A 25,462-nucleotide genomic window follows, 5' to 3' on the forward strand; every position below is an offset into this window, starting at 1 on the left:
GCGCCGTACACGCGGAGTCGTTCCGCGCCCCGCTCAGGTCCGGAATTTCCCACCTGGAAGGCCTACTTCGCTCGTTTCCTTCCGCTTGTGTCGGATGTCTGCGTAATGGGGACTATCCGGGGAATCCATGGCTATATTCGGCCTATCACAGGATGAGACATTCTGAGAACTCCGAGGGGGAAGGCGTGGATCGGTCACGTCTGGAGTCGTCGATCAACCGTGCGCTGGCCAACCGGACGACGAACCGTCCGCTGGTGCGGGAGATCGGCCGCCAGTGGGAAGCGTTCAGGAACCACTTCGAGGAACTGACGGAAGCCGTCGACCGGTTGGTGGCCGAGGCGACGAAGGCGGGGGCGCCGTCCGGAGACCCGGACCACGCGCTGCGGACGGTCGAGGCCTGGCGCCGCCCGGCCGCCGACGGCGGGCCGGATCCGCTCGACCGGCTGGCCGAGCAGGTCCGCCGGACCGGGGCCCATCTGGCGGCCGTGGAAGCCCGCGTGAACCGCGACACGGTCAACATCGGAGTCGTCGGCCGTACCAAGGCGGGCAAGAGCACCGTGCTGCGGGCGGCCAGCGGACTCGACGGCACGGTCCTGCCGTCGCACCAGGACAACCCCACCACCGCGTCCCGCAGTTGGATCCACCATCAGCGGGGCAAGGCGGAGGCCCGGGTCACCCTGCGCACCTGGGACGAGTTCGCGGACCAGTACCTCGCGCCCCTGCACAGCGCCGCGCAGCTCAGCGGAAGACCGCCGAGGGACGCGGCGTCGTTCCGTGCGTATCCGTACCCCGAGGCGGACGGCAAGGGCGCGGTCACCGACGAGCGAAGCGCCGAGGCCCTGCCCTACCTCAAGAAGCTGCTGCAGGCGCAGCAGGCGCTGGACGAATATCTGCCGCTGCTCGAGCAGAGCAGCCGGCGCGGCGGTGAACACCGGCAGCTCGTGGTCCCGTTGGAGCAACTGCGGCCCTACGTCAGCTACCCGGGCGGCCGTGACGACGACGGCATGCCGAGGCTGTACCACGCGGTGCGGGACGTCCACATCCACTGCGACTTCCCGCATCTCGACACCGCCGCGATGGTCCTGGTCGACCTGCCGGGAGCGGGCGAGGCCGGCCTCGACGTACAGCGGCACTTCCTGCACGACCTCACCCACGAAGTGGACTTCCTGCTCCATGTGAAGAGGGGCGCGCCCGACAAGGCGTTCTTCGCCCAGGAGGACTTCGCGGATCTGCACCTCGCCCAACTCGCCTGCGGTGACGTGCCGTTGGCGGACTTCACCATGGTCGTGGTGAACGCCGACGAGACGCTGACCCCCGAGTCGGCGCGCAACCTCCTGGACAAGGCCCGTGACGCGGCGCGCAACTACCAGGTCCGGACCGTGGAATGCCCGTTGGGACGCAGCACCGGGACGGCCGACGCCGCCGTGCGGGAACGGCTGCTGCCCGTGGTGCTCGGCCACCTCGCCGACCGGCTGGCGGAGATGGACCGCGCGGTGTTCGACGGCCTGCGGCGCCGGATGTCCGAGGTCACCCGCGACGTGGTGGGCTTCGCCCGGGAGGTGGCCGCCGCGAGCGAGCAGTGGCAACTGGGCGTGCCGGACGAGACCGACCGGCTCCAGAACCTGGTCAAGAGGCTGCGCAACCAGCTCGCCCAGGACCTGGCCCAGGTGTACGAGGACTACGAGGGGATGGTGCAGCGCCGGGAGCACATCCCGCAGATCGAGGCGGCGGTCGCCGACGCCGCCGAACGGGTCCGCTCCTGGGCGCGCACCGGCTTCGACTCCGCGGACGAGGCGACCTGGCGGGCCGAGACGAAGGCCGCGATGTACCAGAGCGGCGGCGAGGCGCTGGACCTGTGGTTCAACCGTGCCCGCACCAAACTGGCCGAGGAGTTCGGCCGCGTGGACACCTCCGTCGACCGTGCCGTCGCCCTGCTGTGGCAGCGTATGGCCGACGCCCTCCGCGGGCAGCTCACCGACGCCCTCGTACCCGTCGGCGACCAGCCGCTGGAGACCCTGCTGCGACGGGTGGAGCGCCTGCCGGTGCCCATCCTCCGACAGGCGCTGCGGGACTTCACCGGCCTGCGCACCGACTACGGCAGTCTCTTCCTGCGGGTCGGCAGTCCCCTGGTGCAGCAGGTACGGCACTGGGCCGGCCAGATCCACTCCGTCCCCGCCCCCCGGCAGCAGCCGCCCGCCCCGGGCCCGGACCGGCAGGGGTCGCACCTCTCCCCGGAACCCCCGCAGGCTCCGCCGCACGGCGATCCGCAGCGCCCGGTCAGCCGCGCGAGCTGGTTCCACACGCCCGCCGCCGGACCGGCCGCGCCGACGCGGCCGGAAGCGTCCCTCCGCCAGGAGCCACCGGTTCGGCACCACCCCGGCCAGGGCGGGGTGCCGGCCGACCCGGCCGCACCGGCCGACGGCTCGGGCGGTTACGCCGCCCGGGCCACCGCGAGCATGGAGCAGCTGCACCGCGACCTGGTCGCGGCCGTCGAGAACACGGTGAGCGAGCTGGAACGCCAACTCCACGCCGAGGCCTTGGCGATGGTGCGGGTGCTGGTGGCCGCCGCGTACCAGTTCTTCGACGCGACGACCGGGACCCCGGGTGTGGAGCTGGAGTGGAAGCGTGTGTGCCGCGGCGAGCAACGGACCATCTGGCCGGGTGAGTTCGACGGAGCGGAGGCCGTACTGGCGGAGTCGGTGAGCCTGCTCCTGAAGCGCGCCGACGACGTCCGCGGCGCGGGAGCCGAGCTGTCGGCGGCCGTCGGCGCGCCGAGGCCCGGCCGTGTCGAGGGCCCGGGCAAGGCCGAGTCGTGAGCAGGCCGCCGACCCCCTGGCCGGACATCACGGCCTTCGACAGGGCGGTGCAGTCGTCGGCGTTCCCCCCGAAGAGCAGACTGGGCGCGGCCGTGGTCGACCGGTCCGCCGGCCTGACACGCCGGATGGAAGGAGCGAACGCCGCGGCCTACGTCCTGAAGGCGCCCGAGGGCGAACTGGTGCTGCGGTGCTTCAAGGACAGACCCGCGCCGGCACTCCAGCGACGTTACGAAGCCCTCACACGGTGGGCCGCGGCCCAGGGGAGGGACGAGGACCGGCGGCGACCGCCCGTGCTCGCGGACGCGATGTGGCTGCCCGAGGCGGTGAACATCGAAGGGCGCTGGTGGCCCGCGGTCGTGATGGAACATGTCGCGGGCCGGAGCCTGCGGGCCCACCTCGAATCCCGTCTCGACCGGCCCGAGGAGCTCAACCGCCTCGCCGAGGGCTGGCTCGGCGTCCTCGACCACCTGGATCGGAACGACCTGGCCCACGGCGACCTCCAGCACGACAACATCCGGGTCACGGACGGGGGCGGACTGCGGCTCATCGATCTGGACGCCGTGTGGCTGACCGAGTTGTCCAAGGATCCGCCCCAGGAGTTCGGGCATCCGCACTTCCAGCACCCCGAGCGGTTGCAGGCACATCACTGGAACCGGAACATCGACCGTTTCTCGGCACTGGTCATCCATCTGTCGATCCTGGCCGTGGCGGCGGACCCCGGGCTGTGGGACGAGTTCCACAACGAGGACAACCTTCTGTTCACCGCCGAGGACTTCGCCCGGCCCATGGCGTGCCCTCTGTGGTTCCGGCTGGCGGCCAGCAGGAGCCTGCACGTCAGGAAGCTGACGGCGCTGCTCGACCGGGCCTGCCGGGCCTCCCTGGACGAGGTGCCCGCCCTCGAGGCGCTCACCGACGTCGGTCTGCCCACGGCGGAGCCGGAGCCGGTGGGGGACCGGTGGCCGATGAAGCGCCTTCCCGATCCGATGCCGGATCGGCGTCCGGAGCCGGAGCCTGAGCCGGACCTGCGGCGGAAGCCGGAGCGCCGGCCGGAGCCCGTCGGTTCGCCGGACCGGAAGCCGGACCGCCGGCCGGAACCGGTCGGTTCGCCGGACCGGAAGCGGGCCTCTCGGCCCGGGTCCCGTCCGTCCGAGCCCGTACCGCACCTGCCGCCCCGGCCCGTCCGGTCGCCGCGGTCCCCCGTGCCCGAGCGCGCGCGGCGCCCGAGGTCGTTGCTGCTGACCGGTGTCGCCCTGGTGACGCTGCTGGCGGTCGTCCTCGTCATGGTCCTCGGAGTCATGTCATGAACGAGCCCCGTACCGAACGCCGGGCCGCGAGAACCCGGCCCTCGCCCGCGGGAGCCGTGATCCTGCTCCTCGCCCTGGCCGGGGCGCTGCTGGCGGCGGTGCTGCCCACCGAGGGAGGAGCGGCGAGCGAGCCGCCCCGGCGGACTCTGGTGACCAGGCTGGCGGCCAAGCCCCGGCCGGCCGATCTCGACGCGATCTCCGCGCGGGCCGCGGCGGTGCGGGCCGACCTCGTGCTGCTCGTCCCACCCGAGCGTCAGGCGCTGCCGCCCCAGGTGACCGACCGCCGGCCGGCGTGGACGCCCGACGCCGCACTCGCGCGGAGCATCGCCGAGATGAAACCACCCGCGGTCCTCTCGTTCACCGCGGCGCCGGACCTCGGTGGCGCGGCGCGGGCCCTGCCGCCGTCGGTGGAGGCCGTCGACGACAGCGGCGCGGTGCTGCGAGCCGCGGACGTGCCGGAGCCGGAACAGCCCGGTCCGTCCCCGGTGCGCGTCATGGGCCTGCTCGCCGTGGGACTGCTCCTCGCGCCCACCACCAGGGCACTGATCCGCCAGGGCCGTCGCCCCGGCCCCGCCCGCCGGCCCGGCTCCGCGCCGCCGAGCCGACCGGCGCCGCCCCGGCATCCGTCGTACGACCGGGCGGCCGATCCCGGCGCGACGGGCACGGCCCGCACCGGCCCGACCGGATCGACCGGCCTGGACGAGACCGGTACGGGCATGCCGGGCACGAGCGTGAACGGCGCGCCCCTGAACGGCGTGCCGGTGAACGGCACAGGCGTGACCGCCGCCGGTCCGGGGGCCCCTGAGGCGGCTCCCCGCGTCCCCGAAGCCCCCCTCCGGCCGCCCGGCGGCAGGCCGCAACCCCTTCCGCCGGCCGAGGACAGGCCGCCGGCACCCGCGTCGGGCGACAGCAGGCCGCCCACACCCCGGTACTTCGACATCCGGGCCTTCGCCGAGACCCTCACCGGGCCCGAGATCGGGCCGCAGTGCCCTGGCTGCGGATCCTTCGACCTGGACGAGAACTCCGCCCGTACCGCCGTCACCTGCAGGAGCTGCGCCCAACTGTGGCAGCCCGACGCGCAGGGGCTGCCCCCTCGGCTTCTTCTGCAACCGGAACACATCGCCCGAGGACTCGGGGGACACGGAGGCGACACATGAACCACACGATCCGGGTCGACAGGAAGCACCCCGCCTGTTTCGTCCTGCTGCTCGACCAGTCGTACTCGATGTCCGCCCCCATGCAGGGTGGCGACGGCCTGACCAAGGCCCAGGCGCTGGCGGACACGACCAATCGCCTGCTCACACAGCTCATCCAGACCTGCACGCGGGACGAGGCGGGCCCGCGGCACTACTTCGACATCGCCCTCATCGGCTACGCGGACGACGCTGTGCCGCTGCTGAAGAGCAACGACGGATTCGGCAACCCGATGGTCGCCTCGCCCCAACTGGCGGAATCGTACTCACGGATCCACCGCGGTCCCGGCGGCGAGGAATGGGCCGTGTGGCTCGAACCGGAGTCCAACGGGCAGACCGCGATGTGCGCCGCGCTGGACCGCGCGTACGACTTCGCCGCCGGCTGGACCGCGTCGCACCAGGACTCGCCGGCCCCGGTGGTCATCAACGTCACGGACGGCGCGGCGACCGACGGTTCGCTCGACGATGTGGCCCAACGGGCGGCGAAGCTCCAGCAGTTGAGCACGGTGGACGGTCCGCTCATCCTGTTCAACATCGCCATCGCCGCGCGGGCGGCCACCCCTGTTCTCTTCCCCAGCGACGCCTCCGGGCTGCCCGACCCGTACACGGCGGGGCTGTTCCGCATCTCCTCCGCGCTGCCCGCACGCATGATGGAGTACGTCGGGACCGACGCGGAGCTGGCGGGGCTGCCCCGTCCCGACGCCGGGGCGCGGGGCTTCGTGTGCAACGCCGACCTCGAAGCCGTGGTCAAGGCGCTCAACGTCGGCACCCGGGTCGAGCCGCGGGTCAACGGGCGGCGCGTATGAGAACTCACGCGGCCACCGCCGTGGACGCCCATGTCTACTTCGTTCCCTCGGCCCCGGACCGGCCGCTGGAGTACCAGGACTGTCCGGCCGTCAGCCCGGACCGGACCGTCTACGCGCTGTGCGACGGGGCGAGCTCGGCCTATCGGGCGGGTCCTTGGGGCCGCCTGCTGGCCGCCGCCTACACCGACGAAGGACCGGACCGCACGCGCGAGTCGGTGGTCCGGTGGATCGAACGCTGTTGCCTGCGCTGGGACGAGGAGGAGTCGCGGCGCCGGAAACAGCGCGGCGAGGTGAGCTTCTGGGTGGCGGACGCGGAGACGAGGGGTGTCGCCGCGGCCACCCTGCTGGGACTGAAACTCTTCGCCTCTGTGGAGGGTTGGAGTTATGAGGCGGTCGCGGTGGGCGACACCTGCCTGTTGCACGTACAAGGGGACCGACTCCTGTCGGCCCATCCGCTGGACGACCCCGCCGCGTTCGACTCGCACCCCGACCTGCTGACGTCTCGCGCCGAGCCGTGGACCGCGGCCGAGTCGATCCGTTCGTGCGACGGCCGGATCGGCTCCCAGGACATGTTGGTGCTGGCGTCGGACGCTCTCGCACAGGTGCTGCTGGAGCGTGCCGGCTCCGCCGCGGGTCCGGACGCGGCCGTGTGGTGGCAGGTGGTGCGGCGCCTGGACGCGCGCGCCTTCACCCGGCTGGTGACGGAACTCAGGACCGCCGGGATCATCGAGACGGACGACACCACGCTGATCAGGATCTGCCCGAGGACCGCCCCGTAGCGGTCTCCCGCGGGGCCTCGGCCGGGCGGAACGGTCACTGTGGGTGAAGGGGACGAGATCGTTTCCGTGTGTTACGAGTGAGACCGGACGTCTCACCTGCTGAGAAGCAGGTTTGACATTAGGACATCTTATGGCTGATAAAGAACATGCTTTGGCCATCAGGTAACGTTTCGTGATGGTCGTGCCCGTCTAGCCGAATGAGTCCCGCCGTGTCCCTGTCCTCCGCCGTCCCGACCCCCGTAGACCCCGGGGAGGAGTGGAATGTCTGGCGTGCCGAGCGTCTTCGGGCGCTCCCCGCGCCGACCGGGAACCTCGCCCTCGTGGAGACCCGCTGGCTCCCGGCCGGCGAGGAGCCCGACGTCGAGGCGGCCCGCGCCGGACGGCCGGACAGTGTGACGGTCACCACGCTGCGCCGCACCGACCTCGTCACCGGCGAGCCCGAGCACGGCCTGCGCTTCTGGGACGCGGACGCGCCCGCCATCCGGAACTTCGAGGGCGTCGAGGCCTTCCCGTACGACCCGGCCTGGGTCCTGGAAGCCACCTACACCCCCGTGCCCGGCGCCCGCCGCATCCCCTTCGAGCACCTCCGGGACAACGGCGGCACCCGCGACCTCGTCGTGCCGGGCGACATCACGCTCACCGTCGACGGCCGCGAGTACACCCTCAGCGCCTTCGACGACGACGGCACCCTGCTGCTCGTCTTCGGCGACCCCACCAACGGGGACACCACCTACGGCGCCGGCCGCTTCCTGTTCGTCCGGCGCACCGACGACGACAGCCGCGTCGTCCTGGACTTCAACCGGGCCTTCGTGCCGCCCTGCGGATTCTCCGATCAGTACAACTGTCCGATGCCGCCGCGGCAGAACCGCTTCCACCTGCCGGTCGAGGCCGGCGAGAAGCGCCCCGTCTTCCGCGACGGCTTCCTCGCGCAGCACTGACCGGTCCGCAGCCCTCCCGTTCCACCCAGCACGAAAGCGCCCCGAACCATGCGACTGAGCACGTCGACCCTGTACGTCACCGCCACCACGGCCGCCCTCGCCCTCGCCCTCACCGCCTGCGGCTCCGGCTCCGGCGCGAAGAGCACCTCCGCCGGCACCTGGGACAAGAACGCCACCGTCAACGTCGGCTCCCTGTACGAGCCGCAGAACCTCGACAACACCGCGGGCGGCGGCCAGGGCGTCACCGAGGCCCTCAACGGCAACGTGTACGAAGGCCTGTTCCGGCTCACCGACGACGGCAAGGTCGACAAGCTCCTCGCCCAGGACTACCAGGCCTCGGCCGACGGCCTCACCTACACCTTCACCCTGCGCAGCGGCGTGAAGTTCCACAGCGGCAAGGAACTCACCAGCGCCGACGTCAAGTACAGCCTGGAGAAGGTCCTCGCGGACGACTCCCAGTCCGCCCGCAAGAGCAACCTCGAGGTCGTCAAGGACATCGCCACCCCGGACGCGCACACCGTCAAGGTCACGCTGTCCCAGAAGTCGATCTCCTTCGTCTACAACCTCTCCTACGTCTGGATCATCAACTCCGAGGCGAAGGACCTGAAGACGAGCGAGGACGGCACCGGCCCCTACACCCTCGCCAAGTGGACCCGCGGCTCCGCGCTGAGCCTGGACCGCTTCGCCGGGTACTGGGGCGACGCCGCCGCCAACAAGCAGGTGGTCTTCCACTACTACAAGGACGCCACCGCGCTGAACAACGCGCTGCTGACCAACGCCGTCGACGTGGTCACCAGCGAGCAGTCGCCCGACGCCCTGGCGCAGTTCAAGAGCAACCAGAACTACAAGGTCAACGACGGCGACTCCACCACCAAGCTGCTGCTGGCCTTCAACGACAAGGCCAAGCCGTTCACCGACGTCAAGGTCCGCCAGGCCGTCTCCGCGGCCATCGACGACCAGAAGCTCCTGGAGTCGGTCTGGGGCGGCTACGGCAAGCCGATCGGCTCCATGGTGCCGCCCACCGACCCCTGGTACGAGGACCTCACCAAGGTCAACGCCTACGACGTCACCAAGGCCAAGAAGCTGCTCGCCGAGGCCGGTTACGCCAAGGGCTTCTCCTTCACCCTCGACACCCCGAACTACGACCCGCACCCCACCGCCGCGACCTTCATCAAGTCGCAGCTCGCGAAGGTCGGCATCACCGTCAAGATCAACACGATCACCCCGGACGAGTGGTACACGAAGGTCTACAAGAACCACGACTTCACGGCCACGCTCCAGGAGCACGTCAACGACCGCGACCTCGTCTGGTACGGCAACCCCGACTTCTACTGGGGCTACGACAACAAGCAGGTCACCCAGTGGGTGGCGCAGGCCGAGGAAGCCACCAGCACCGCGCAGCAGACCGAACTGCTGAAGAAGGTCAACCGGCAGACCGCCGAGGACGCGGCCAGCGACTGGCTGTACCTGTACCCGCAGATCGTCGTCGCCAGCAGCAAGCTCTCCGGCTACCCGCTCAACGGCCTCAACTCCCAGTTCTACGCATACGACATCAAGAAGCAGGGCTGATGGGGCGCTATCTCCTGCGCCGCTTCGCCTTCCTGCTGGTCTCGCTGGCCCTGGCGAGCGTGGTGCTGTTCGTCCTGCTGCGCCTGCTCCCGGGCGATCCGGCCAACGCGCTCACCTCGGTGGGCGCGAGCCCGGAGCAGATCGCGGCGGCCCGGCACTCCATCGGCTCCGACCGGCCGCTGCCCGAGCAGTTCACCCACTGGCTCGGGCAGCTGGCGAGCGGCGACCTCGGCACGTCGTTCGTCAGCTCGCTGCCGGTCGGCCCCGAGGTCACGGCCCGCCTGAACGTGACCGTCCCGCTGACGCTGGCCGCGTTCGTCCTGGCCGTCGTCATCGCCGTACCCGTCGGCTTCGTGGCCGCGCACAAGCGCCACACCTGGTACGGCGCCCTGCTCAGCGGGATCTCCCAACTGGGCATCGCGGTACCGGTGTTCTGGCTCGGCATGATCCTCATCGCGGTGTTCGCGCTGAACGCGGGCTGGCTGCCGTCCGGCGGGTTCCCGCTGGACGGCTGGTCCGCGCCCGCCGACGCCGTACGCTCCCTCGTCCTGCCGGTCGTCACCATCGCCCTGGTGATGAGCGCCTCGCTCATCCGCTACGTCCGCTCCGCCGCCCTCGACGTGCTGGGCAGTGACTACCTGCGCACCGCCCGCGCCCTGGGCGCCTCCTTCCCCCGGGCCATGTGGCGGCACGGACTGCGCAACGCCTCCGTACCGGTGATCTCCGTCCTCGGCATCGAGCTCGCCTCGACGCTGCTGGGCGCCGTCGTCGTGGAGTCGGTGTACGCGCTGCCCGGCCTCGGCTCGCTGCTCGCCACCGGCATCGCCCAGCACGACTACCCGGTCATCCAGGGCGTCCTGTTCGTGTCCACGCTCGCCGTGCTGGTGATCGGCTTCGCCGCCGACCTGGTCCAGCGGCTCATCGACCCGCGGCTGCGCGGCCGTCTCTCGGGAGGTGCCCGGTGACGTACACGGACGTCCTGCGCAAGCCGGCGGAGGTCCGCCGCCGGCGCTCCGCCACCCTGCTGGCGGGCTGCACGCTGACCGCCCTGATCGCGCTGCTCGCCGTCGTCTCGCTGGTCTGGCTGCCCTACGACGCCGACGACACCTCCGGCGGCAGGCTCGCCGGACCCGGCGACGGACACCTGCTCGGCACCGACAAGCTCGGCCGGGACCTGTTCACCCAGCTGATGACGGGCTCCCGGATCGCGATCGAGGCCGGCCTCGGCTCGGTGACGATCGCCGCGCTCGTCGGTGTCACCCTGGGCGTGCTCGCCGCGTTCGCGCAGGGCTGGCTGGACGACACCCTCGCCGCGTTCCTCGACATCCTCATCGCGTTCCCGACCCTGCTGCTGGCGATGCTCGTCGTCGCCGCCCGCTCGGCCACCCTCGGCTCGGCCGTCCTCGCGATCGGCCTCGCCCAGAGCGCGGTCGTCGCCCGGCTGGTGCGGATCCTCGTCAAGCGGGTCCTGGCCCAGGACTACGTCACCGCCGCCCGGACCTCGGGCACCTCCTGGCCGCGTACCGTCGCCGGACACGTCCTGCCGAACATCTGGCCCACCCTCGTGGTCAACCTGGCCCTCCAGTTCGGCCTCGCCGTGCTCGCCGAGGCCGGCCTGTCCTACCTCGGCCTCGGCGCACCGCCGCCCAACGCCTCCTGGGGCCGCATGCTCCAGGAGGCCCAGGCCACCTTCACCACCGCCCCCGCAGGCGCGCTCGCCCCCGGCATCCTGCTCGTGGTGCTCGTCGTCGGGGTCAACCTCGTCGCCGACGGACTGCGCGACACCCTCGACCCGGCGACCCGCCGGAGGCGGTCATGACCCTGCTCGACGTACGCGGCCTGACCGTGCGCACCGACGACGGGCGCACCCTGGTCGACGACCTCTCCTTCACCGTCGACAGCGGCGAACGGCTCGGCCTGATCGGCGAGTCCGGCTCGGGCAAGTCCCTGACCACGCTCGCCGTCCTGGGCCTGCTGCCCGACGGCATGACCGCGACCGGCAGTGTGGAGCTGGCCGGCACGCAGATCGTCGGCGCCCCGGAGAAGCGGCTCACCGCGGTCCGGGGCCGGGACGCGGCCGTGGTCTTCCAGGAACCCCTGACCGCCCTCGACCCGCTGATGCGGGTGGGCCGCCAGATCGCCGAGCCGCTGGCCCGCCGCACCGGCCTGCGCGGCCGCAGCCTGCGCACCGCCGTCACCGAGGCGCTGCTGCGGGTACGGCTGCCCGAACCCGAGCGCATCGCCCGCGCCTTCCCGCACGAGATCTCCGGCGGCCAGCGCCAGCGCGTCGCCCTGGCCATGGCCCTCGCCTGCGAGCCGAGCCTGCTCATCGCCGACGAGCCCACCACCGCGCTCGACGTGTCCGTGCAGGCCGAGATGCTCGAACTCCTCGACACGCTCGTGCGCGAACGGGAGATGGCCGTGCTGTTCGTCAGCCACGACCTCGCCGTCGTCGCCGCGGTCACCGACCGCGCCCTGGTCATGAAGGACGGCCGGGCCGTCGAGGAAGGACCCGTCCTGGACGTCGTGGGCGCACCGCGGGCCGCGTACACCAAGGCGCTCGTCGCGGGCGCCCGCAAGCTGGAGTCCGCCCTGGACCTGAGGAGCGCGCGATGACACCCGTGCTGGAACTGACGGACGTGGCCGTGCGCTACCGGGGCGCCGCGACCGACGTCGTACAGGACGTGTCCCTCGCCGTCGAGCCGGGGCAGTCCCTGGCCCTCGTCGGCGAGTCCGGCGCCGGCAAGACCACCCTGCTGCGCCTGCTGCTGGGTCTCGCCCGCCCCACCGCCGGCACCGTCCGCTTCGACGGCGAGCCGCTGTCCCCGCGCGACCGGCGGCAGATGCGCCGCTTCCGGCGCGGCGTCCAGTGCGTGTTCCAGGACCCGTACTCCTCCCTCGACCCCAGCCGGCGCGTGGCCGCGATCGTCGCGGAACCGCTGCGCTCCCTCGGCCTGGACAGCCGGGCGAGCGCCGCGCCCAAGGTGGCCGCGGCGCTGGAGCGGGTCGGCCTGCCCGCCGACGCCGCCGAGCGCTACCCGCACGAGTTCTCCGGCGGCCAGCGCCAGCGCATCGCCATCGCCCGCGCCATCGTCTGCGACCCGCGCGTGCTGCTCGCCGACGAACCCGTCAGCGCCCTCGACGTCACGACCCGGGTGAAGGTCGTCGACCTGCTCGCCGAGCTCAAGGAGGAGCGGCGGCTGACCCTGGTGATGGTCTCCCACGACCTGTCGGTCGTCGCCTCCCTGTGCGAGCGCACGGCCGTCCTGGAGCGGGGCCGCCTGGTCGAGCAGGGCGACACCCGGCAGGTGCTGGGTGCCCCGGAACACCCGTACACCCGCCGTCTGATCGACAGCGTGCCGCGGCTGCCGGTCTGATCCGGGCGGACGCCCCCGGCCCGGCGCCGGCCCGTCAGCCCGACGACACCGTCCGGTCCAGCGGGCAGTCGGTCAGCAGGGTCGCGGGATCCGCTCCGGCCGGCCGTCGGACCGTGTGGTCCGCCGGCGGCGGACCGCCCCCGCCCAGCCACCCTTCCAGGGCGGTGAACGCGGCGCGGTGGCAGGGGACCATCGGACGCAGCCGGTCCGGGAACACGTCGACGAGCGAGTCCGTGTGCGTACCGTCCTCGATCCGGTAGTGGCGCAGCAGCGCGCCACGCCCGGCGTCGTGCACCATCCGGGCGTAGACGTCGGAGTCCTGGCCGATGGGCAGCAGCACGTCGAGGGTGCCCTGGAGGGTGATGAGCGGCTTGCCGATGCGGCCGGTCAGGGCGATGCGGCCGACGGCACGGCGCACCTCGTCGGGCCGGGTGGCGTAGGAGTAGTCGGCGTCGCAGTCCGGGGTGCCCGAGGCGCAGAACGGGGTGCCCGCCTCGGTGGCCCCGTCGAAGCCGGGGTCGAGCTCCTCGCGGTAGATGCGCTGGGTCAGGTCCCAGTAGACCTGCTCGTGGTACGGCCACAGGAACTCGGAGCCCGCCGGGTACCCGGCCCGGTGCATGGCCTCCAGGGCGTCCGCGGCGCCGGGGCCGCCGGCGGCGTACACGGGGTAGGCGCGCAGCGCGGCCGGCAGGAAGGTGAGCAGGTTGGGGCCGTCGGCGCGCCACAGCGTGCCCTCCCAGTCCACTCCGCCGTCGTACAGCTCGGGGTGGTTCTCCAGCTGCCAGCGCACCAGGTAGCCGCCGTTGGAGATGCCCGTGGCGATGGTCCGGGCCGGGGGCCGGTGGTAGCGCTGCGCGACGACCGCGCGGGCGGCCCGGGTGAGCTGGGTGAGGCGGGTGTTCCACTCGGCGATGGCGTCGCCGGGCCTGCGGCCGTCGCGGTAGAAGGCGAGTCCGGTGTTGCCCTTGTCGGTGGCGGCGTAGGCGTAGCCGCGGGAGAGCACCCAGTCGGAGATCGCGCGGTCGTTGGCGTACTGCTCGCGGTTGCCCGGTGTCCCGGAGACCACCAGTCCGCCGTTCCAGTGGTCGGGCAGCCGGATGACGAACTGCGCGTCGTGGTTCCAGCCGTGGTTGGTGTTCGTGGTCGAGGAGTCGGGGAAGTAGCCGTCGATCTGGATGCCCGGAACGCCACTGGGCGTGGACAGATCCCGGGGGGTGAGCCCAGCGAAGTCGGCCGGGTCGGTGTGGCCGGAGGCCACTGTTCCGGCGGTGGTCAGTTCCTCCAGGCAGTCGGCCTGCTGGCGGGCCGCGCCCGGTACGCGGATCAGGGCGCGTGCGGCGCAGTGGCCCTCGGGCGTCCCCTGCGCGGCGGCTGCGGGTGCGGCCGTGGGCAGGAGCGCGCACACGGCCGCCAGCGACAGCGCGCCGAGGGCGGTACGTCGAGCGGGCCGTACGGGCCGGCCGGGGCGTTCACGGGGCGGGGTGGTGACGGTGTGCGCTGAGGGCATCCGATTCCTCCGGGTCGAGTGGGGGACAGGCGGGAGGCTAGAGGCGCGATCACCGTGCGGAACATGTGTGGGCCCACCATGCCGGAGGTCCGGACTGAAGCGCCGGACACCATGGGCAGTGGCTAGTTTTGACTCTGTCAAAACTAGCGGGCTAGGCTGTCCTCACCGGACGGCCGACGGGTCATGTCCCGCGGCGGTGTCCGGTTCCCCCGCATGTCTTCCGGTTCCCCGCATGTCTTGTGCGCGCCCGCGCGATCGCCCCGGTCCGCCGTCGAGCGGCGGCAGCCACCCGAACCACTCACCCCACGTGGGCCGACGACCGACGGAGTTCGCCATGCACTGCTTCGACTGCACCCAGGAAGGCAGCGGTACGACGGCCGGCATCGGCGCCTGCACCGGCTGCGGCCTGTTCGTCTGCCGTGATCACGCCCGCATCGTGGGCGCCGGTGTCCAGCGGCCCGTCGGCGTCGTGCCGCGGACCAGCCCCGTCGCGGCACGGCGCCTGGTCTGCGCCACCTGCCGCACGGCCGAGCTCGCCCGCTGACCGCCCCGGCCCGCCGGGCCGGCACGGCACGGGTTGTACGGTGACGAACGGGACGCGACGGATGCGAGGAGTGTGAGCCGGGCATGGAGCAGTCGGCGGACGACCTGCTCAGGAGCAAGGGGCTGCGCAGCACGGCACAGCGGCGAGCCGTCCTGAGCGCGCTGCGCGGCCACCCGCACTCCACGGCGGCCGACCTGGAGACGAGGATCGGCGGAGCCGGGTCGTCGGGAGGCGGACTCTCGCGCCAGGGCCTCTACAACGTCCTGGACGACCTGGCCGGTGCGCGGCTCGTCCGCTGCATCGAACCGGCGGGGTCGCCCGCCCGCTACGAGCTGCGGGTCGGCGACAACCACCATCACCTCGTCTGCCGCGGCTGCGGCCGCATCGAGGACATCGACTGCGCCGTGGGCCCGGCTCCGTGCCTCGCCCCGGTGCAGGAGCGGGGTTTCGCCGTTGACGAGGCCGAGATCACCTGGTGGGGGCGGTGCGCGGAGTGCCAGACGGCGTCCGCCGAGGGCGCGGCCGGAACCGTATCCGGCTGACCACCCGCTCCCGGAGCCGCGGGTGTCAGCTTTCGAGGCGTTCCCGGTCGCCCATCACCACGACGGGACGGTTCTCGGGGTCGAGGGTGCTCAGCAGTGTCCGCATCCCCGACTCGGGGAGGGTGACACACCCCGACGTGCCGTCACCGTGGTCGAGGTGCAGCCAGATACCGCCACCCCGCTCCACTCCGTCGGGCCGGGCCCAGTCGAAGGGCTGGACGCCCTTGCGCCGGTTGTAGTCGACGGCGATCACGTAGTCGAAGTCATGGGCGTGGGCCTCGGTCTGGATCGTCATGGACGCGTACGCGTGGTCGTCGTACCAGTACCGCAGCCGGCTGCCCGGGTCCGGGCGCGCGCCTCCCGCGTCGGTCAGCGTGAACACCCCGACGGGAGTGCGCTCGTCGTCCATGTGATGGTCCGCCGTCCAGCCCTTCCTGCCGTTGTGGGCGGGCCAACTGCCCGTCTGCTCCCAGGCCGTGCCCTGCTTCTCGTAGAGTGCGACGACGCCGTCCGGCGAGTCCCGGTCGTCGCCGTAGACGACGACCAGTTGACGGGTGGCGGCCGGGACCTGCCGCCACATCCGCGCCCCGATGCCCTCGGGGCGCAGGTCCGGGGCCGGACGGGGTGAAGTCGCCGCCGGACGGGGTGAACCCGGGGCCGGTCGGGGCGAACCCGCCGCCGGGAGGCTGTTCGCCGGTGCACCGCCGGGGCCCGGGGGCTCGGCGGTGGGGGCACAGGCCGCGGTTCCCCAGAGCAGGACGCCGCAGGCGAGGGCCGCGGATGCGGCTATGGCCCGACGCGCACCGCCGCGCAGCCGCCGTCGAACCGGGGACCGGGTACCAGGGGATGTCCGCATGTCCAGGATCCTGCGGTGGGACGAGGGCGAGGCGCATCCGCACCGGGGCAACCGGCCTAATCGCGATCCCGCAAAGCCGTTACCCGCACGAGTCGTTGTCGGACTCGGGCCAGGACCTCTAGGCGATCAGGCTCGTCTTCGGGCGGACCACGCAGAACTCGTTGCCCTCCGGATCGGCCAGCACGGTCCACGACTCGTCGCCCCGCTGCCCGATGTCCACCCGGCGGGCGCCGAGCGCGAGGATGCGCTCGATCTCGGCCTCCCGGTCCTCGGCGGCGGACGTCAGATCCAGGTGCAGCCGGTTCTTGACGACCTTGCGACCCGTCACCGGCATGAAGCACATGCCCATCGGGCCGGCCTCCTCCGGCCCGATCACCACCTCCCGCTCGCGCTCGGACAGGATCCGCCAGTTCAGCACCTCGGCCCAGAACCGGGCCAACGAGGGCAGATCATGGGTGTCGATGACGATGTGATGCAGCGACAGAGGCATGTCGCCGATTGTGCCCGACGGTCGACGGCGGGTGCCTTGGGCTGTTGCCCCTCGGCTTCCGGCTCCTCCGCGGCCGCACGAGCGGCCGACCGTACGAGCGGCCGACCGTACGGGTGACGAAGCGGGCGAATGCCGGACAGAATGGCTGTGCGGGGCATTTTCGTCAGTCGAGCGACGGAAGGTGAGGGACGCCATGAAAGGCTTCGTCTTCCACGGCCCGGGACAGTCCGCCTGGTCGGATGTCCCCGACCCTGCGGTCAAGGAGCCCACCGACGCCGTCGTGCGGGTCGACACCACCACCATCTGCGGCACCGACCTGCACATTCTCAAGGGCGACCTGCCCGAGGTACGCCCCGGAACGGTCCTGGGGCACGAGGCCGTCGGCGAGATCGTGGAGGTGGGCGACGATGTGCGGACCGTCCGTCCGGGCGACCGCGTACTGGTCTCCTGCATCAGCGCCTGCGGCCGCTGCCACTACTGCCGCGAGAGCGCCTACGGCCAGTGCCGGGGCGGCGGGGGCTGGATCCTCGGCCGCCTGATCGACGGCACCCAGGCCGAGTACGTCCGCGTCCCCTTCGCCGACCTGTCCGTGTACGCCCTTCCCGGCGCGGTCGACAGCAAGGACGCCGTCCTGCTCGCGGACATCTTCCCGACCGCGTACGAGGTCGGGGTGCGTAAAGGACACGTCCGCCCGAGCGACACCGTCGCCATCGTCGGGGCCGGTCCCATCGGCCTCGCGGCGATCGCCACGGCACGTCTGTTCGGCCCCGAGCGGATCATCGCCGTCGACCTGGTCGCATCGCGACTTCAGGCCGCCAGACGGCTGGGAGCCGACGCCGTGGCCGAGGCGGGCGAGGTTCCTGAGCAGCTGGTCGCCGACCTCACCGACGGACTCGGCGCGGACGTGGTCATCGAGGCGGTCGGCGTACCGGAGAGCTTCGAGCTGTGCACGCGCATGGTGCGGCCCGGCGGCCGGGTGGCCAACATCGGGGTCCACGGCGAACCCGCCGTGCTGCACCTCGAAGAGCTGTGGAGCAAGAACGTCACCATCACCACCGGCCTGGTGGACACCCACTCCACACCCACCCTGCTGAGCATGACGGCCGCCGGCCGGCTGCCCACGGCACAGCTGGTGACTCACACCTTCCCGCCGGACCGGATGGAGGAGGCGTACGACGTCTTCGCCCGCGCCACGGACACCGGCGCCCTCAAGGTGATCCTCGGGGAGCCGTCGCACGACGAGGTCGCCGTGCGGGCGGCCTGAGAGCTCCGAACAGAAGTGGGGCCCGGCGGGCGGCGCCCGGTATCCGTCATCCGGGGGCCGCGGTGATACGGCGGCCCGTCAGGCGTTCGGGCCGGATCGACACCCACATCTCGCGTACGCCGCCCGCCCACGGCGTGCTGGGGGCCAGCTCGGTGAGGCGGCGCACCGCGTCGGGGGCCGTCACGGCGCTCGCGGGACCGACGGCGAGGACGCTCCAGCCCTTGCTCAGGGCCTCGTCCATGTGGTCGACCTCGAAGGCGACCTCCGCCCCGACGGCCGCCGCGGGAGTGGAGTGCGGCGCGGTCCGGAAGACGATCGCGTCGTCGACGACCGCGTAGTTGACCGGGACGACCGCGGGGCGGCCGTCGGGTGCCGACACCGCGATGCGCCCCACGCCGTGGGTGGAGAGCAAGGCACGGCATTCCTCCGTGTCGAGGTCCCGCAGCCGAGGATGGAGCAGGGCGTGGCCCTGGCCGGGTGGCAGCTCCGCGTCGGCTCCGCGCAGGGAGGCCACCGTGGTGCCCAGTGCGTCGGCGAGCCTGATGAGGCTGGCCACTCCCGGGTCGGCGGGCTGTTCCTCCAGGTACCGCAGATAGGCGGGGGACATCCGGGCCCGGCGGGCGGTCTCCTCACGGCTGAGCCCTCGTCTCCTGCGTTCGACGATCACGCGTCGACCGATGTCACCGGGGCGCGGAACCCGCAGCGCCGCGGCCTCGTACCCGGCCGCCGTGACGTCCCCGGCCGCCGTGACGTCCCCGGCCGCCGTGACGTCCCCGGCCGTCGTGACGTCCCCGTCCGCCGGGTGCGGGTCCCGAACGCTCGCGGGCTGCCCGTGTTCGAGCGGACGGATGTGCGCGTCGGGCCCGGGGAACACCAGGGTCACCTCGCCCGTGTCCGACCAGCACACGTCGTAGGGCGGTGTCCCGTCGTCGTGGTGGATTCCCACGATCTCGCCGTCGCGTCTGGTGCCCTCGGTCGTCACGTTGTCGATGACCAGCCGATCGCCGACGTGAGCCCTCATGACGCCGCCTTTCCCTGAGTGTGGTGCCGTCTCCGACGTGCCGCGCGCGGCGGCGGTGCGCAGGAGCTGATCACCCCGGACACCCGCGGCTCCGGGGCCGGTGCCCGCCGCCGGTCAGTCGGGCCACCCGGCGATCTGCCGGTCTTCCGGCCGGGGCGTGCCGATGTCCTGGATGTCCTGCTCGGCGGCTTTCAGCAACTGCCGTGCCAGGTCGCTCAGACCCCGGCCCGTGGCGAGCTCGTCGCCGATCCGCGGCACGTCCTCGTCCGCGGGATTGCAGTGCGCGGTCCCCAGAGCGGTGAGTTCGCCCGCGCCGGTGTCCAGCAGCAGCTCCGCCTTCGTCGTTCCCGCGTCGTCCTCGTACAGACGAATAAGGACCTTCCATTCCGATGTATGCGACATCGCTCTCCTCCTCGGCTCGATTCGGCTCGATGCAGCTTTATAAGACGGAGGCCGGTGCCGTGCCGTCAGTCGCACTCGATGTCGAGCACCTCGTCCACGGGGCGCCGGGGCGTCCCGGGCCCCGAGGGGCCGTAGCCGAGCCGCAGGACCATCTGGACGTAGCCCATCGCCGACTCCGGGTCGCGTACGGTCCAGCGCAGCTCGGGCCATTCGAGGGCATGGGAGGTGAGCGAGGTGGCGAGCCCGTCGAGCGTGGCCCGGAGCAGTACGCGCTCCAGCGCCTGGCCCGCGGCCAGCCAGTCCTGCGGCCGGTCGTCCTGGGTGCCCAGAACGGCGAGCTGGGGTGTCTCCTCGAACACGGCGGTCTCCCGGCCGGACACGGGGTGCCGGCCGGCGAAGTCACGCACGGGGGCCCGGCCGAAGCGCTTGCGCGGGCCGAAGGCTTCCTCCGGCACCCCGTCGCTCGGCTGTCCGGCCGCCGGTGCGCCCACGCGGGTCCAGTGGCTCAGTTCCTCGGCGGCGGCGGAGTCCCTGTCATCGCGTCCCTCGGCGTCCTGGACCAGACGCAGCAGCGTCCGGACGTGCCAGGCCCCGGGGAAGACGAGCTGGGCGCCCTCCAGCACGGCGGCGCCGCTCAGGGTGTCCTTGACGGCCTGGGGTATCTCCTCGTCGGTGAACGGGTGACGGCTGGTGCGGCGGCGACGGATCGCCGGATACAGCGGGGCGAGGTCGCTGTCCGCGGCCGTGGGGCCGGTCAGCCGTACCTCGGCGAGCAGGTTGGGGTCCGCCGGATCGGGCAGCAGCCGGGTGACGGGCTCCCAGCCCGCGTGCGCGGCGGCCACGCGCAGATTGAACACGGCGGCGGCGCAGCCCAGGTGCAGGGCGCGGGTGGTGGGGTCGGTGTGCGGCATGGCGCGGTCGAGGTCCGCGTACACCTCGAAGGCGCTGTCCTCGCGTCGGAAGCGGAACCTCCACGGCTGGGCGTTGTGCATGGAGGGCGCGGCCGTCGCGTCCGCGACCAGGGCCGTCACGACCTTCGCGTCGAGTGTGCGTACCGACAACGGACCCGCCTCCCTCCAGGGCCGACCGTTCGTCCACGAGGAGGCGACTCCCGCCACCTCCACCTGTGCGCTCTTCCCACTATGGCACCGGGGACCGGGCCACGCGCGACCGTCGGACGGCGGTGCCCGGCGCCTCGGCGGACACCCGCGCGGACGCCGGATCAGGCCTTGTCGAGCCGGGTACCGCCGCTGCCGCGCAGGACGTCCAGACGGCGGTGGTACTCGTCCTCGTCGATCTCCCCGCGGGCGAACCGCTCGGCGAGCAGCTGCTCGGGACCGGGCCGGTACGGGGGGAGATGGCCCGTCGGCCCGGAGCCGGACGGCCGGGACAGGGCACGGAACAGCAGAACGCCGACGGTGATGAGCGCGGCCCAGAAGAGGATCATGCCGACCGACATGCCGAACCAGCCCCAGCCGCCGGGATCATGGCCGTACCAGAACATCACGTCACCCACTTCCAGGCGACCGCCGGACCCGGGCCGCGCGCCCGTCCTCCCGGCGTCGCACCTCCATTGTCGTCCCGCCGTCGCCGCACGTCATGGGCCACAGGACACGATCTGCCGGGCCGATGGTCCCGGCCTCGCGAGGCGACCGGGACCGTCGGAGCCCGCCGCGGACCCGGCGGTCCGGGCACCGGCCACGGCCGGGTCACGGCGGCCGTCGGCCGGGAGCGGAGGCACGCCCGCAGGGCGGGTACGGCGACACGGCCACTGTCGTGTCTCCCCGCGTCCCCCTCCGACCGCCACGGACGCTCCCCTACGGAGACACCATGGCGACACCATGGCGCACCCGTCGTCGTAGTCACGGCGCCACCCGGCTCGTCGCCGCTGCGCCTGCCCGAACCGGCCGGGCATCCACCCCGCGTGCCGCGGATCAGCCCCGGGCGCCGTACTTCCGGCCGCTGGGACGGAATGCCACCATGGTCCGAGGAGTCTTCCCGACCACCCCCGGGACCATCCATCGGCATCCGACGCAAGACCGCTCGACCGCCCCGGCTCGCGGACGCGGACACCCGTGCCCCGAATCCACCGCTCGGCTCACGTACGGCCGGGCCACCGGCCCGATCCCGTCACCGCGACCGCGACCGCCCGAGGCCGCCCGGCCCGCCCCGCCGGAGCCGGCCCGTCCCGCTGCCACCGCCGGAACAGGAGCAAACGCATGCGTCTTTACGCCCAGACCCCAGTGCGCCGGAGCCGCCAGGTGCTCGCGGACCTCGTCGCACTGGTCCTGATCACGGCCGCGGTGTGGTTCGCCCTGGCCGTCCGGCACGTGATCATGTTGCTGGCGGAGCCCGGCCAGAAGGCACAGGACGCGGGCGACGCCCTCGCGGGCGGTCTCAACGACGCCGGTGACGCGGCCGCGAAGGTGCCGTTCGTCGGGGACTCCCTGAAACAGCCGCTGCTGGCCGCCGCCGACGCCGGCAACGGCCTGTCCGACGCCGGCCGGTCGTTGCAGGACACCGTGGGCCAGGTCGCCACACTGACCGCGGTCGCCCTGATCGTTCTTCCGGTGGCGTTCGTCCTGGTGCTGTGGCTCCCGCCGCGGCTGCACTGGATCAGGCGCAGCGCCACCACCCGCCGGCTGCTCGACGCGCCGGGCGGCGCGGACCTGCTCGCCCTGCGCGCCCTCACCGGGCCGCAGCGTGCGCTCGCCGCGATCCCCGCACCGCCCGGCGGTCTCGCGGACGCCTGGCGCCGCGGCGACCAGGAGGTCATCACCGCCCTGTCCGAGGTCACGCTCAGGCACGCGGGCCTGCGACCGTGACCCGGGGATGCGGGAGTCGTGTCCGGACGTCCTGCGGAGGAACTCAGCCGACCCTGAAGGAGTGGAGCGGGGCGCCGGACACACCTATGGCGTACGACAGGGCCGACCCGCCGTACGGAGTCCCGGTGCAGTTGCCGCTCTCGTACACGGAGACGGGCCTGATGGTGTAATTGCCCACCGAACGGAAGTAATTGCCCTCGGGAGCGTTGGGGAACAGCTCGAGGACGGTGTAACAGTGGCCGTCCTGGGGGTTGTTCACGACCAGTCGCGGGGCGAGCAGGATGGAATCCTCCCCGGGCTGGCCGAGTACGACCTGTACATCGCCTGAGGCGGGCCAGGCAGCGGTGGGCACGGCCCAGGCGAGCAGCAGGGCGGTACCGGTCGCCAGGGCGAGCTTGACCCGGCGGGAGATCGATGGACGGGACATGGACACCTCCGGCGTCTCGAGGTCGTGGCGACCTCTTCGCTCCGGTGGCGCGGACCGGGTCCGCGCCGTCGCAGCACTGTCGGACCTCTACGGCCAGTCTGCATGCGGATCAACCCACGCGCATCACCGGTGACAGGGGGCATCGTGTTCCACCGACCGACCCGCACACCGGCGCCGATCGCGGGGATGTCGCCGACCGGGAGCCTACGGCGTCCTGTTCTCCACCGACGGGAGGAGAACAGGACGCCGTCCGTTCAGAGCAGCCGCCACAGGTGGTCGTCGGTGCCGTTGTCGTCGAACTGCACGACCTGGGCGCTGTTCTGGGTCGACATGCCGTCGACGCCGAGGACCTTGCCGCTGTGCCGGTTGCGCACGAGGAACCAGCCGTCGCCCCGGTCCACCAGGGTCCACAGGTGGTCGTCGGTGCCGTTGTCCTCGTACTGCACGACCTGGGCGCTGTTCTGGGTCGACATGCCGTCGACGCCGAGCACCTTGCCGCTCTGGCCGTTGCGCACCAGGCACCAGCCCTCGCCCTTGTCGATCAACTGCCAGGCGTGGTCCCCCGTGCCGTTGTCGTCGAACTGCACCACCCGCGCGCTGTTCGCCGTGGACATCCCGTCGACCCCGAGCACCTTCCCGCTGTGCTTGTTGAGGATGCGCCGGTACGACGGCTCCGGCACCCACGGACGGCCGTCCGGGGAGGCGGTCGGGAACGAGGTGATCCGCAGCCTGGCCGCGCCCATCGGGACGAGCGTCACCTGCTCCACCGCCCCCGCGGCCCGGGCCGGGCTCTGTTGCAGCGGGGCGACCACGTGCTCGTCGTCGGCGACCCACTCGGGGACCCGGCGAGCCTGGGCGGTGAGCGTCAGCGGAGTGGTCCCGAGCGTGAACGGGTTGGCCGCGAGGGGCCCGGACGCCCGGTGCAGCACGGGTGAAGTGCCGGGCACCAGACCGTAGTTCCAGGGTGTCGTGGCGTGGACCGCGTACTCGGGGAAGGTGTCGTCGCCCGCGTACCGGTCGTACCGCTCCCCGATCCGCAGCGCGTAGGTCAGCGGGCCGTGCGCGACACTCACCGCGTCGCGGTTCGCGGACCAGGTACGGATCGTGGTGCGCTGCGGCAGGGTCAGGGTGACGCGGTCGCCGTCGCGCCAGGTGCGCTCGACGCGTACGAACGTGGGCCCGGCCTGGGCGGCGACGGCCGCGCCGTTGACCCGCAGCACGGGCGCCGCGCACCAGCCCGGTACCCGCAGCAGCAGCGGGAACGCGACGGCACGCGGGGTGGACAGGGTCAGGGTGACGGTCTCGTCGAACGGGTAGTCCGTGTCCTCGGTGACGGTGACCGCCGTGCCCGCGACGGTCGCCGTCACGCTGCTGGGCGCGTACATCGCGGCGGCCAGCCCGCCGTCCGGGGTCGCCAGCCACAGCTCCTCGCTGAAGTAGGGCCATCCCATGCCGTAGTTGTGCGGGCAGCAGCGGTACTGGTCGACGCCCGGCTGGTACGACTGCATGGCGAAGCCGTTCTGGAACTGGCCCTCGGTCTTGCGGACGTCGTCCAGGTCCACGCAGTTGGCGCTGGTGACGTAGTGCACCCCCTTGCCGTCGGGGTCGAGGGAGGCGGGCAACAGGTTGAACGCCAGTTCCTCGCAGCGGTCGGCCCACACCGGGTCGCCGGTGATCCGCGTCAGCAGCTCGTGGCTGGCCATGAACTCGACGATGCCGCAGGTCTCGAAGCCCTGCCGCGGGTCGCCGAATCCCGGCCTGATGTTCTCGTCGCCCGCGAATCCGCCGCCCGGGAACTGTCCGTAGCCGCCCAGGACTTGGTCGTACGTGCGGTACGCCGCCCGGGTCAGGTCGGCGGAGCCGGAACGCTGGGCGTACTGGGCGGGCTCCCGGAAGCCCTGGGCGATGTTGACGTTGTGCGCGCTGGGCAGCGGACCGGTCCAGTCGGCGCCCCAGGCGTGCATCTTGTCGACGAGGTCGAGGAGATGGGCCTCACCGGTGCGGCGGTACAGCCACAGCGCGATGTCCATCCCGTCGCCCCAGCGCAGGGACACCCAGCTCGAGTCGAACGCGCCGGATCCCTGGGCGTTCATGAAGCGCAGGAACCGGCCGACGAAGGGCACGATCCGGGTGTCGTGCGCGTACTCCTCGTAGGTGCGCAGCGCCTGGAGCAGGGGCAGGAAGGGCCAGAAGTCGGGGCCGCCGTTCAGCGCGGTGCGCAGGGCGCGCGGGCCGAAGAAACCGTCGCTCTGCTGGGTGGTGAGGACGGCGTCGATCCAGCGGCGGGCCGTGGCGAGGGCGGTGGAGTCGCGGGTGGCGATGGCGAGGGGGACGTAGCCGCGCAGCCAGTAGGGGAGTTCCTCCCAGCCGTCGCGCTCGGGGTGGGCCCAGCCGCTGGTGGACAGGTCGAGGAAGTGGGAGCGTTCGGCGTAGCGGCCGCACAGTCCGGCCAGTTGCAGGCGTAGTTGGCCGGCGAGCCAGCCGCGGGCGCTGATGCTGCCGGGCGGCAGCCGGGTGAAGGCGTCCGGGGCGAGACCGGCCGCCGCGACCGCGGGCGCCGCCGGAAGCAGGGCGCCGACGGCCAGGGCGCCGACGGTGAGGCCTCCGGTCTGCAATAACTGTCGCCGGGCGATGGCCATACGACTTCTCCAGTCGGGAGTGGGGGGTGGAGGGAGGGGCGAACGGGGAGAGTCGGCTGAGGCCGCCTCCCGGCCCGGCGGATCGCCGGACTGCTGGACTGCCGGGCCGTGAGACCGCCGGGCCCACGGGCCGGGCGGTGGCGCGGTCCGTCCGCCGCCCGTG

At 72.5% G+C, this 25,462-nt stretch carries 24 protein-coding genes; 15 read left to right on the top strand and 9 right to left on the bottom strand.

The features are described from left to right. Positions 1 to 185 precede the first annotated feature (185 nt). The 11 genes from ACWC24_RS13060 to ACWC24_RS13110 all read left to right on the top strand — a co-directional run bounded on the left by ACWC24_RS13060 (position 186) and on the right by ACWC24_RS13110 (position 12,782). Positions 186 to 2,816 carry a hypothetical protein gene (locus ACWC24_RS13060; protein WP_450662868.1) on the top strand — a complete coding sequence of 877 codons (2,631 nt, stop codon included), beginning with the start codon at positions 186 to 188 and terminating at the stop codon, positions 2,814 to 2,816. Beyond that, positions 2,813 to 4,120, top strand: a complete 1,308-nt coding sequence (locus tag ACWC24_RS13065) for a protein kinase domain-containing protein (RefSeq protein WP_450662869.1) — start codon at positions 2,813 to 2,815, stop codon at positions 4,118 to 4,120. Before ACWC24_RS13060 ends, ACWC24_RS13065 begins: the two co-directional genes overlap by 4 nt. Then, the gene (locus ACWC24_RS13070; protein WP_450662870.1) at positions 4,117 to 5,277 is read left to right on the top strand and encodes a hypothetical protein; all 1,161 of its coding nucleotides are present in this window, start codon (positions 4,117 to 4,119) and stop codon (positions 5,275 to 5,277) included. The genes ACWC24_RS13065 and ACWC24_RS13070 overlap by 4 nt, the downstream gene beginning before the upstream one ends. Continuing rightward, positions 5,274 to 6,119, top strand: a complete 846-nt coding sequence (locus ACWC24_RS13075; RefSeq protein ID WP_450662871.1) for a vWA domain-containing protein — start codon at positions 5,274 to 5,276, stop codon at positions 6,117 to 6,119. Before ACWC24_RS13070 ends, ACWC24_RS13075 begins: the two co-directional genes overlap by 4 nt. Next, positions 6,116 to 6,898 (top strand): hypothetical protein, encoded by a 783-nt coding sequence (locus ACWC24_RS13080; protein WP_450662872.1) that lies wholly within the window; start codon positions 6,116 to 6,118, stop codon positions 6,896 to 6,898. The genes ACWC24_RS13075 and ACWC24_RS13080 overlap by 4 nt, the downstream gene beginning before the upstream one ends. A gap of 197 nt (positions 6,899 to 7,095) precedes the next feature. After that, positions 7,096 to 7,836 carry a DUF1684 domain-containing protein gene (locus ACWC24_RS13085; RefSeq protein WP_450662873.1) on the top strand — a complete coding sequence of 247 codons (741 nt, stop codon included), beginning with the start codon at positions 7,096 to 7,098 and terminating at the stop codon, positions 7,834 to 7,836. Positions 7,837 to 7,884: 48 nt separating this feature from the next. Further along, on the top strand, positions 7,885 to 9,405 hold the full coding sequence (locus ACWC24_RS13090) for an ABC transporter substrate-binding protein (RefSeq protein WP_450662874.1): 1,521 nt from the start codon (positions 7,885 to 7,887) through the stop codon (positions 9,403 to 9,405). Continuing rightward, positions 9,405 to 10,370, top strand: a complete 966-nt coding sequence (locus ACWC24_RS13095; RefSeq protein ID WP_450662875.1) for an ABC transporter permease — start codon at positions 9,405 to 9,407, stop codon at positions 10,368 to 10,370. Before ACWC24_RS13090 ends, ACWC24_RS13095 begins: the two co-directional genes overlap by 1 nt. Further along, positions 10,367 to 11,224, top strand: coding sequence for an ABC transporter permease (locus ACWC24_RS13100; protein ID WP_450662876.1), 858 nt, complete (start codon positions 10,367 to 10,369; stop codon positions 11,222 to 11,224). Before ACWC24_RS13095 ends, ACWC24_RS13100 begins: the two co-directional genes overlap by 4 nt. Next, a complete protein-coding gene (locus ACWC24_RS13105; RefSeq protein ID WP_450662877.1) occupies positions 11,221 to 12,021 on the top strand; it encodes an ATP-binding cassette domain-containing protein in 801 nt (266 codons plus the stop codon). Before ACWC24_RS13100 ends, ACWC24_RS13105 begins: the two co-directional genes overlap by 4 nt. After that, on the top strand, positions 12,018 to 12,782 hold the full coding sequence (locus ACWC24_RS13110) for an ABC transporter ATP-binding protein (RefSeq protein WP_450662878.1): 765 nt from the start codon (positions 12,018 to 12,020) through the stop codon (positions 12,780 to 12,782). The genes ACWC24_RS13105 and ACWC24_RS13110 overlap by 4 nt, the downstream gene beginning before the upstream one ends. 34 nt (positions 12,783 to 12,816) lie before the next feature. Here ACWC24_RS13110 and ACWC24_RS13115 read toward each other — a convergent pair whose 3' ends face one another. Next, on the bottom strand, positions 12,817 to 14,289 hold the full coding sequence (locus ACWC24_RS13115; protein WP_450662879.1) for a tannase/feruloyl esterase family alpha/beta hydrolase: 1,473 nt from the start codon (positions 14,287 to 14,289) through the stop codon (positions 12,817 to 12,819). Positions 14,290 to 14,623: 334 nt separating this feature from the next. Between ACWC24_RS13115 and ACWC24_RS13120 the strand changes: the two genes are divergently transcribed. Together ACWC24_RS13120 and ACWC24_RS13125 are read left to right on the top strand one after the other, a co-directional pair. Further along, a complete protein-coding gene (locus ACWC24_RS13120; protein ID WP_450662880.1) occupies positions 14,624 to 14,833 on the top strand; it encodes a DUF2180 family protein in 210 nt (69 codons plus the stop codon). 83 nt (positions 14,834 to 14,916) lie between these two features. Further along, on the top strand, positions 14,917 to 15,375 hold the full coding sequence (locus ACWC24_RS13125; protein ID WP_450662881.1) for a Fur family transcriptional regulator: 459 nt from the start codon (positions 14,917 to 14,919) through the stop codon (positions 15,373 to 15,375). A 25-nt stretch (positions 15,376 to 15,400) separates the two neighbouring features. On the opposite strand, the gene ACWC24_RS13130 is transcribed toward ACWC24_RS13125, so the two are convergent. Next, positions 15,401 to 15,955 (bottom strand): L,D-transpeptidase family protein, encoded by a 555-nt coding sequence (locus ACWC24_RS13130; protein ID WP_450662882.1) that lies wholly within the window; start codon positions 15,953 to 15,955, stop codon positions 15,401 to 15,403. A 394-nt stretch (positions 15,956 to 16,349) separates the two neighbouring features. Beyond that, positions 16,350 to 16,721, bottom strand: a complete 372-nt coding sequence (locus ACWC24_RS13135; RefSeq protein WP_450662883.1) for a VOC family protein — start codon at positions 16,719 to 16,721, stop codon at positions 16,350 to 16,352. 193 nt (positions 16,722 to 16,914) lie between these two features. Here ACWC24_RS13135 and ACWC24_RS13140 point away from each other — a divergent pair, with 193 nt between their 5' ends. Continuing rightward, positions 16,915 to 17,985, top strand: a complete 1,071-nt coding sequence (locus tag ACWC24_RS13140) for a zinc-dependent alcohol dehydrogenase family protein (RefSeq protein ID WP_450662884.1) — start codon at positions 16,915 to 16,917, stop codon at positions 17,983 to 17,985. 46 nt (positions 17,986 to 18,031) lie between these two features. On the opposite strand, the gene ACWC24_RS13145 is transcribed toward ACWC24_RS13140, so the two are convergent. The 4 genes from ACWC24_RS13145 to ACWC24_RS13160 form a co-directional block, all read right to left on the bottom strand. Beyond that, on the bottom strand, positions 18,032 to 19,006 hold the full coding sequence (locus ACWC24_RS13145) for a pyridoxamine 5'-phosphate oxidase family protein (protein ID WP_450662885.1): 975 nt from the start codon (positions 19,004 to 19,006) through the stop codon (positions 18,032 to 18,034). 114 nt (positions 19,007 to 19,120) lie between these two features. Beyond that, the gene (locus ACWC24_RS13150; protein WP_450662886.1) at positions 19,121 to 19,408 is read right to left on the bottom strand and encodes a DUF1876 domain-containing protein; all 288 of its coding nucleotides are present in this window, start codon (positions 19,406 to 19,408) and stop codon (positions 19,121 to 19,123) included. 65 nt (positions 19,409 to 19,473) lie between these two features. After that, positions 19,474 to 20,469: an Acg family FMN-binding oxidoreductase gene (locus ACWC24_RS13155; RefSeq protein ID WP_450662887.1), complete on the bottom strand. Its 996-nt coding sequence runs from the start codon at positions 20,467 to 20,469 to the stop codon at positions 19,474 to 19,476. A 161-nt stretch (positions 20,470 to 20,630) separates the two neighbouring features. After that, positions 20,631 to 20,915: an SHOCT domain-containing protein gene (locus ACWC24_RS13160; RefSeq protein WP_450662948.1), complete on the bottom strand. Its 285-nt coding sequence runs from the start codon at positions 20,913 to 20,915 to the stop codon at positions 20,631 to 20,633. Between the two features lie 712 nt (positions 20,916 to 21,627). On the opposite strand from ACWC24_RS13160, the gene ACWC24_RS13165 reads away from it, so the two are divergent. Then, a complete protein-coding gene (locus ACWC24_RS13165) occupies positions 21,628 to 22,233 on the top strand; it encodes a hypothetical protein (protein ID WP_450662888.1) in 606 nt (201 codons plus the stop codon). Positions 22,234 to 22,276: 43 nt separating this feature from the next. Here ACWC24_RS13165 and ACWC24_RS13170 read toward each other — a convergent pair whose 3' ends face one another. Both ACWC24_RS13170 and ACWC24_RS13175 read right to left on the bottom strand, forming a co-directional pair. Then, positions 22,277 to 22,660 (bottom strand): hypothetical protein, encoded by a 384-nt coding sequence (locus tag ACWC24_RS13170; protein WP_450662889.1) that lies wholly within the window; start codon positions 22,658 to 22,660, stop codon positions 22,277 to 22,279. 254 nt (positions 22,661 to 22,914) lie between these two features. Then, the gene (locus ACWC24_RS13175; protein ID WP_450662890.1) at positions 22,915 to 25,299 is read right to left on the bottom strand and encodes a beta-L-arabinofuranosidase domain-containing protein; all 2,385 of its coding nucleotides are present in this window, start codon (positions 25,297 to 25,299) and stop codon (positions 22,915 to 22,917) included. Positions 25,300 to 25,462: the final 163 nt, after the last annotated feature.

The sequence above is a fragment of the Streptomyces sp. NPDC001443 genome (assembly GCF_053597355.1).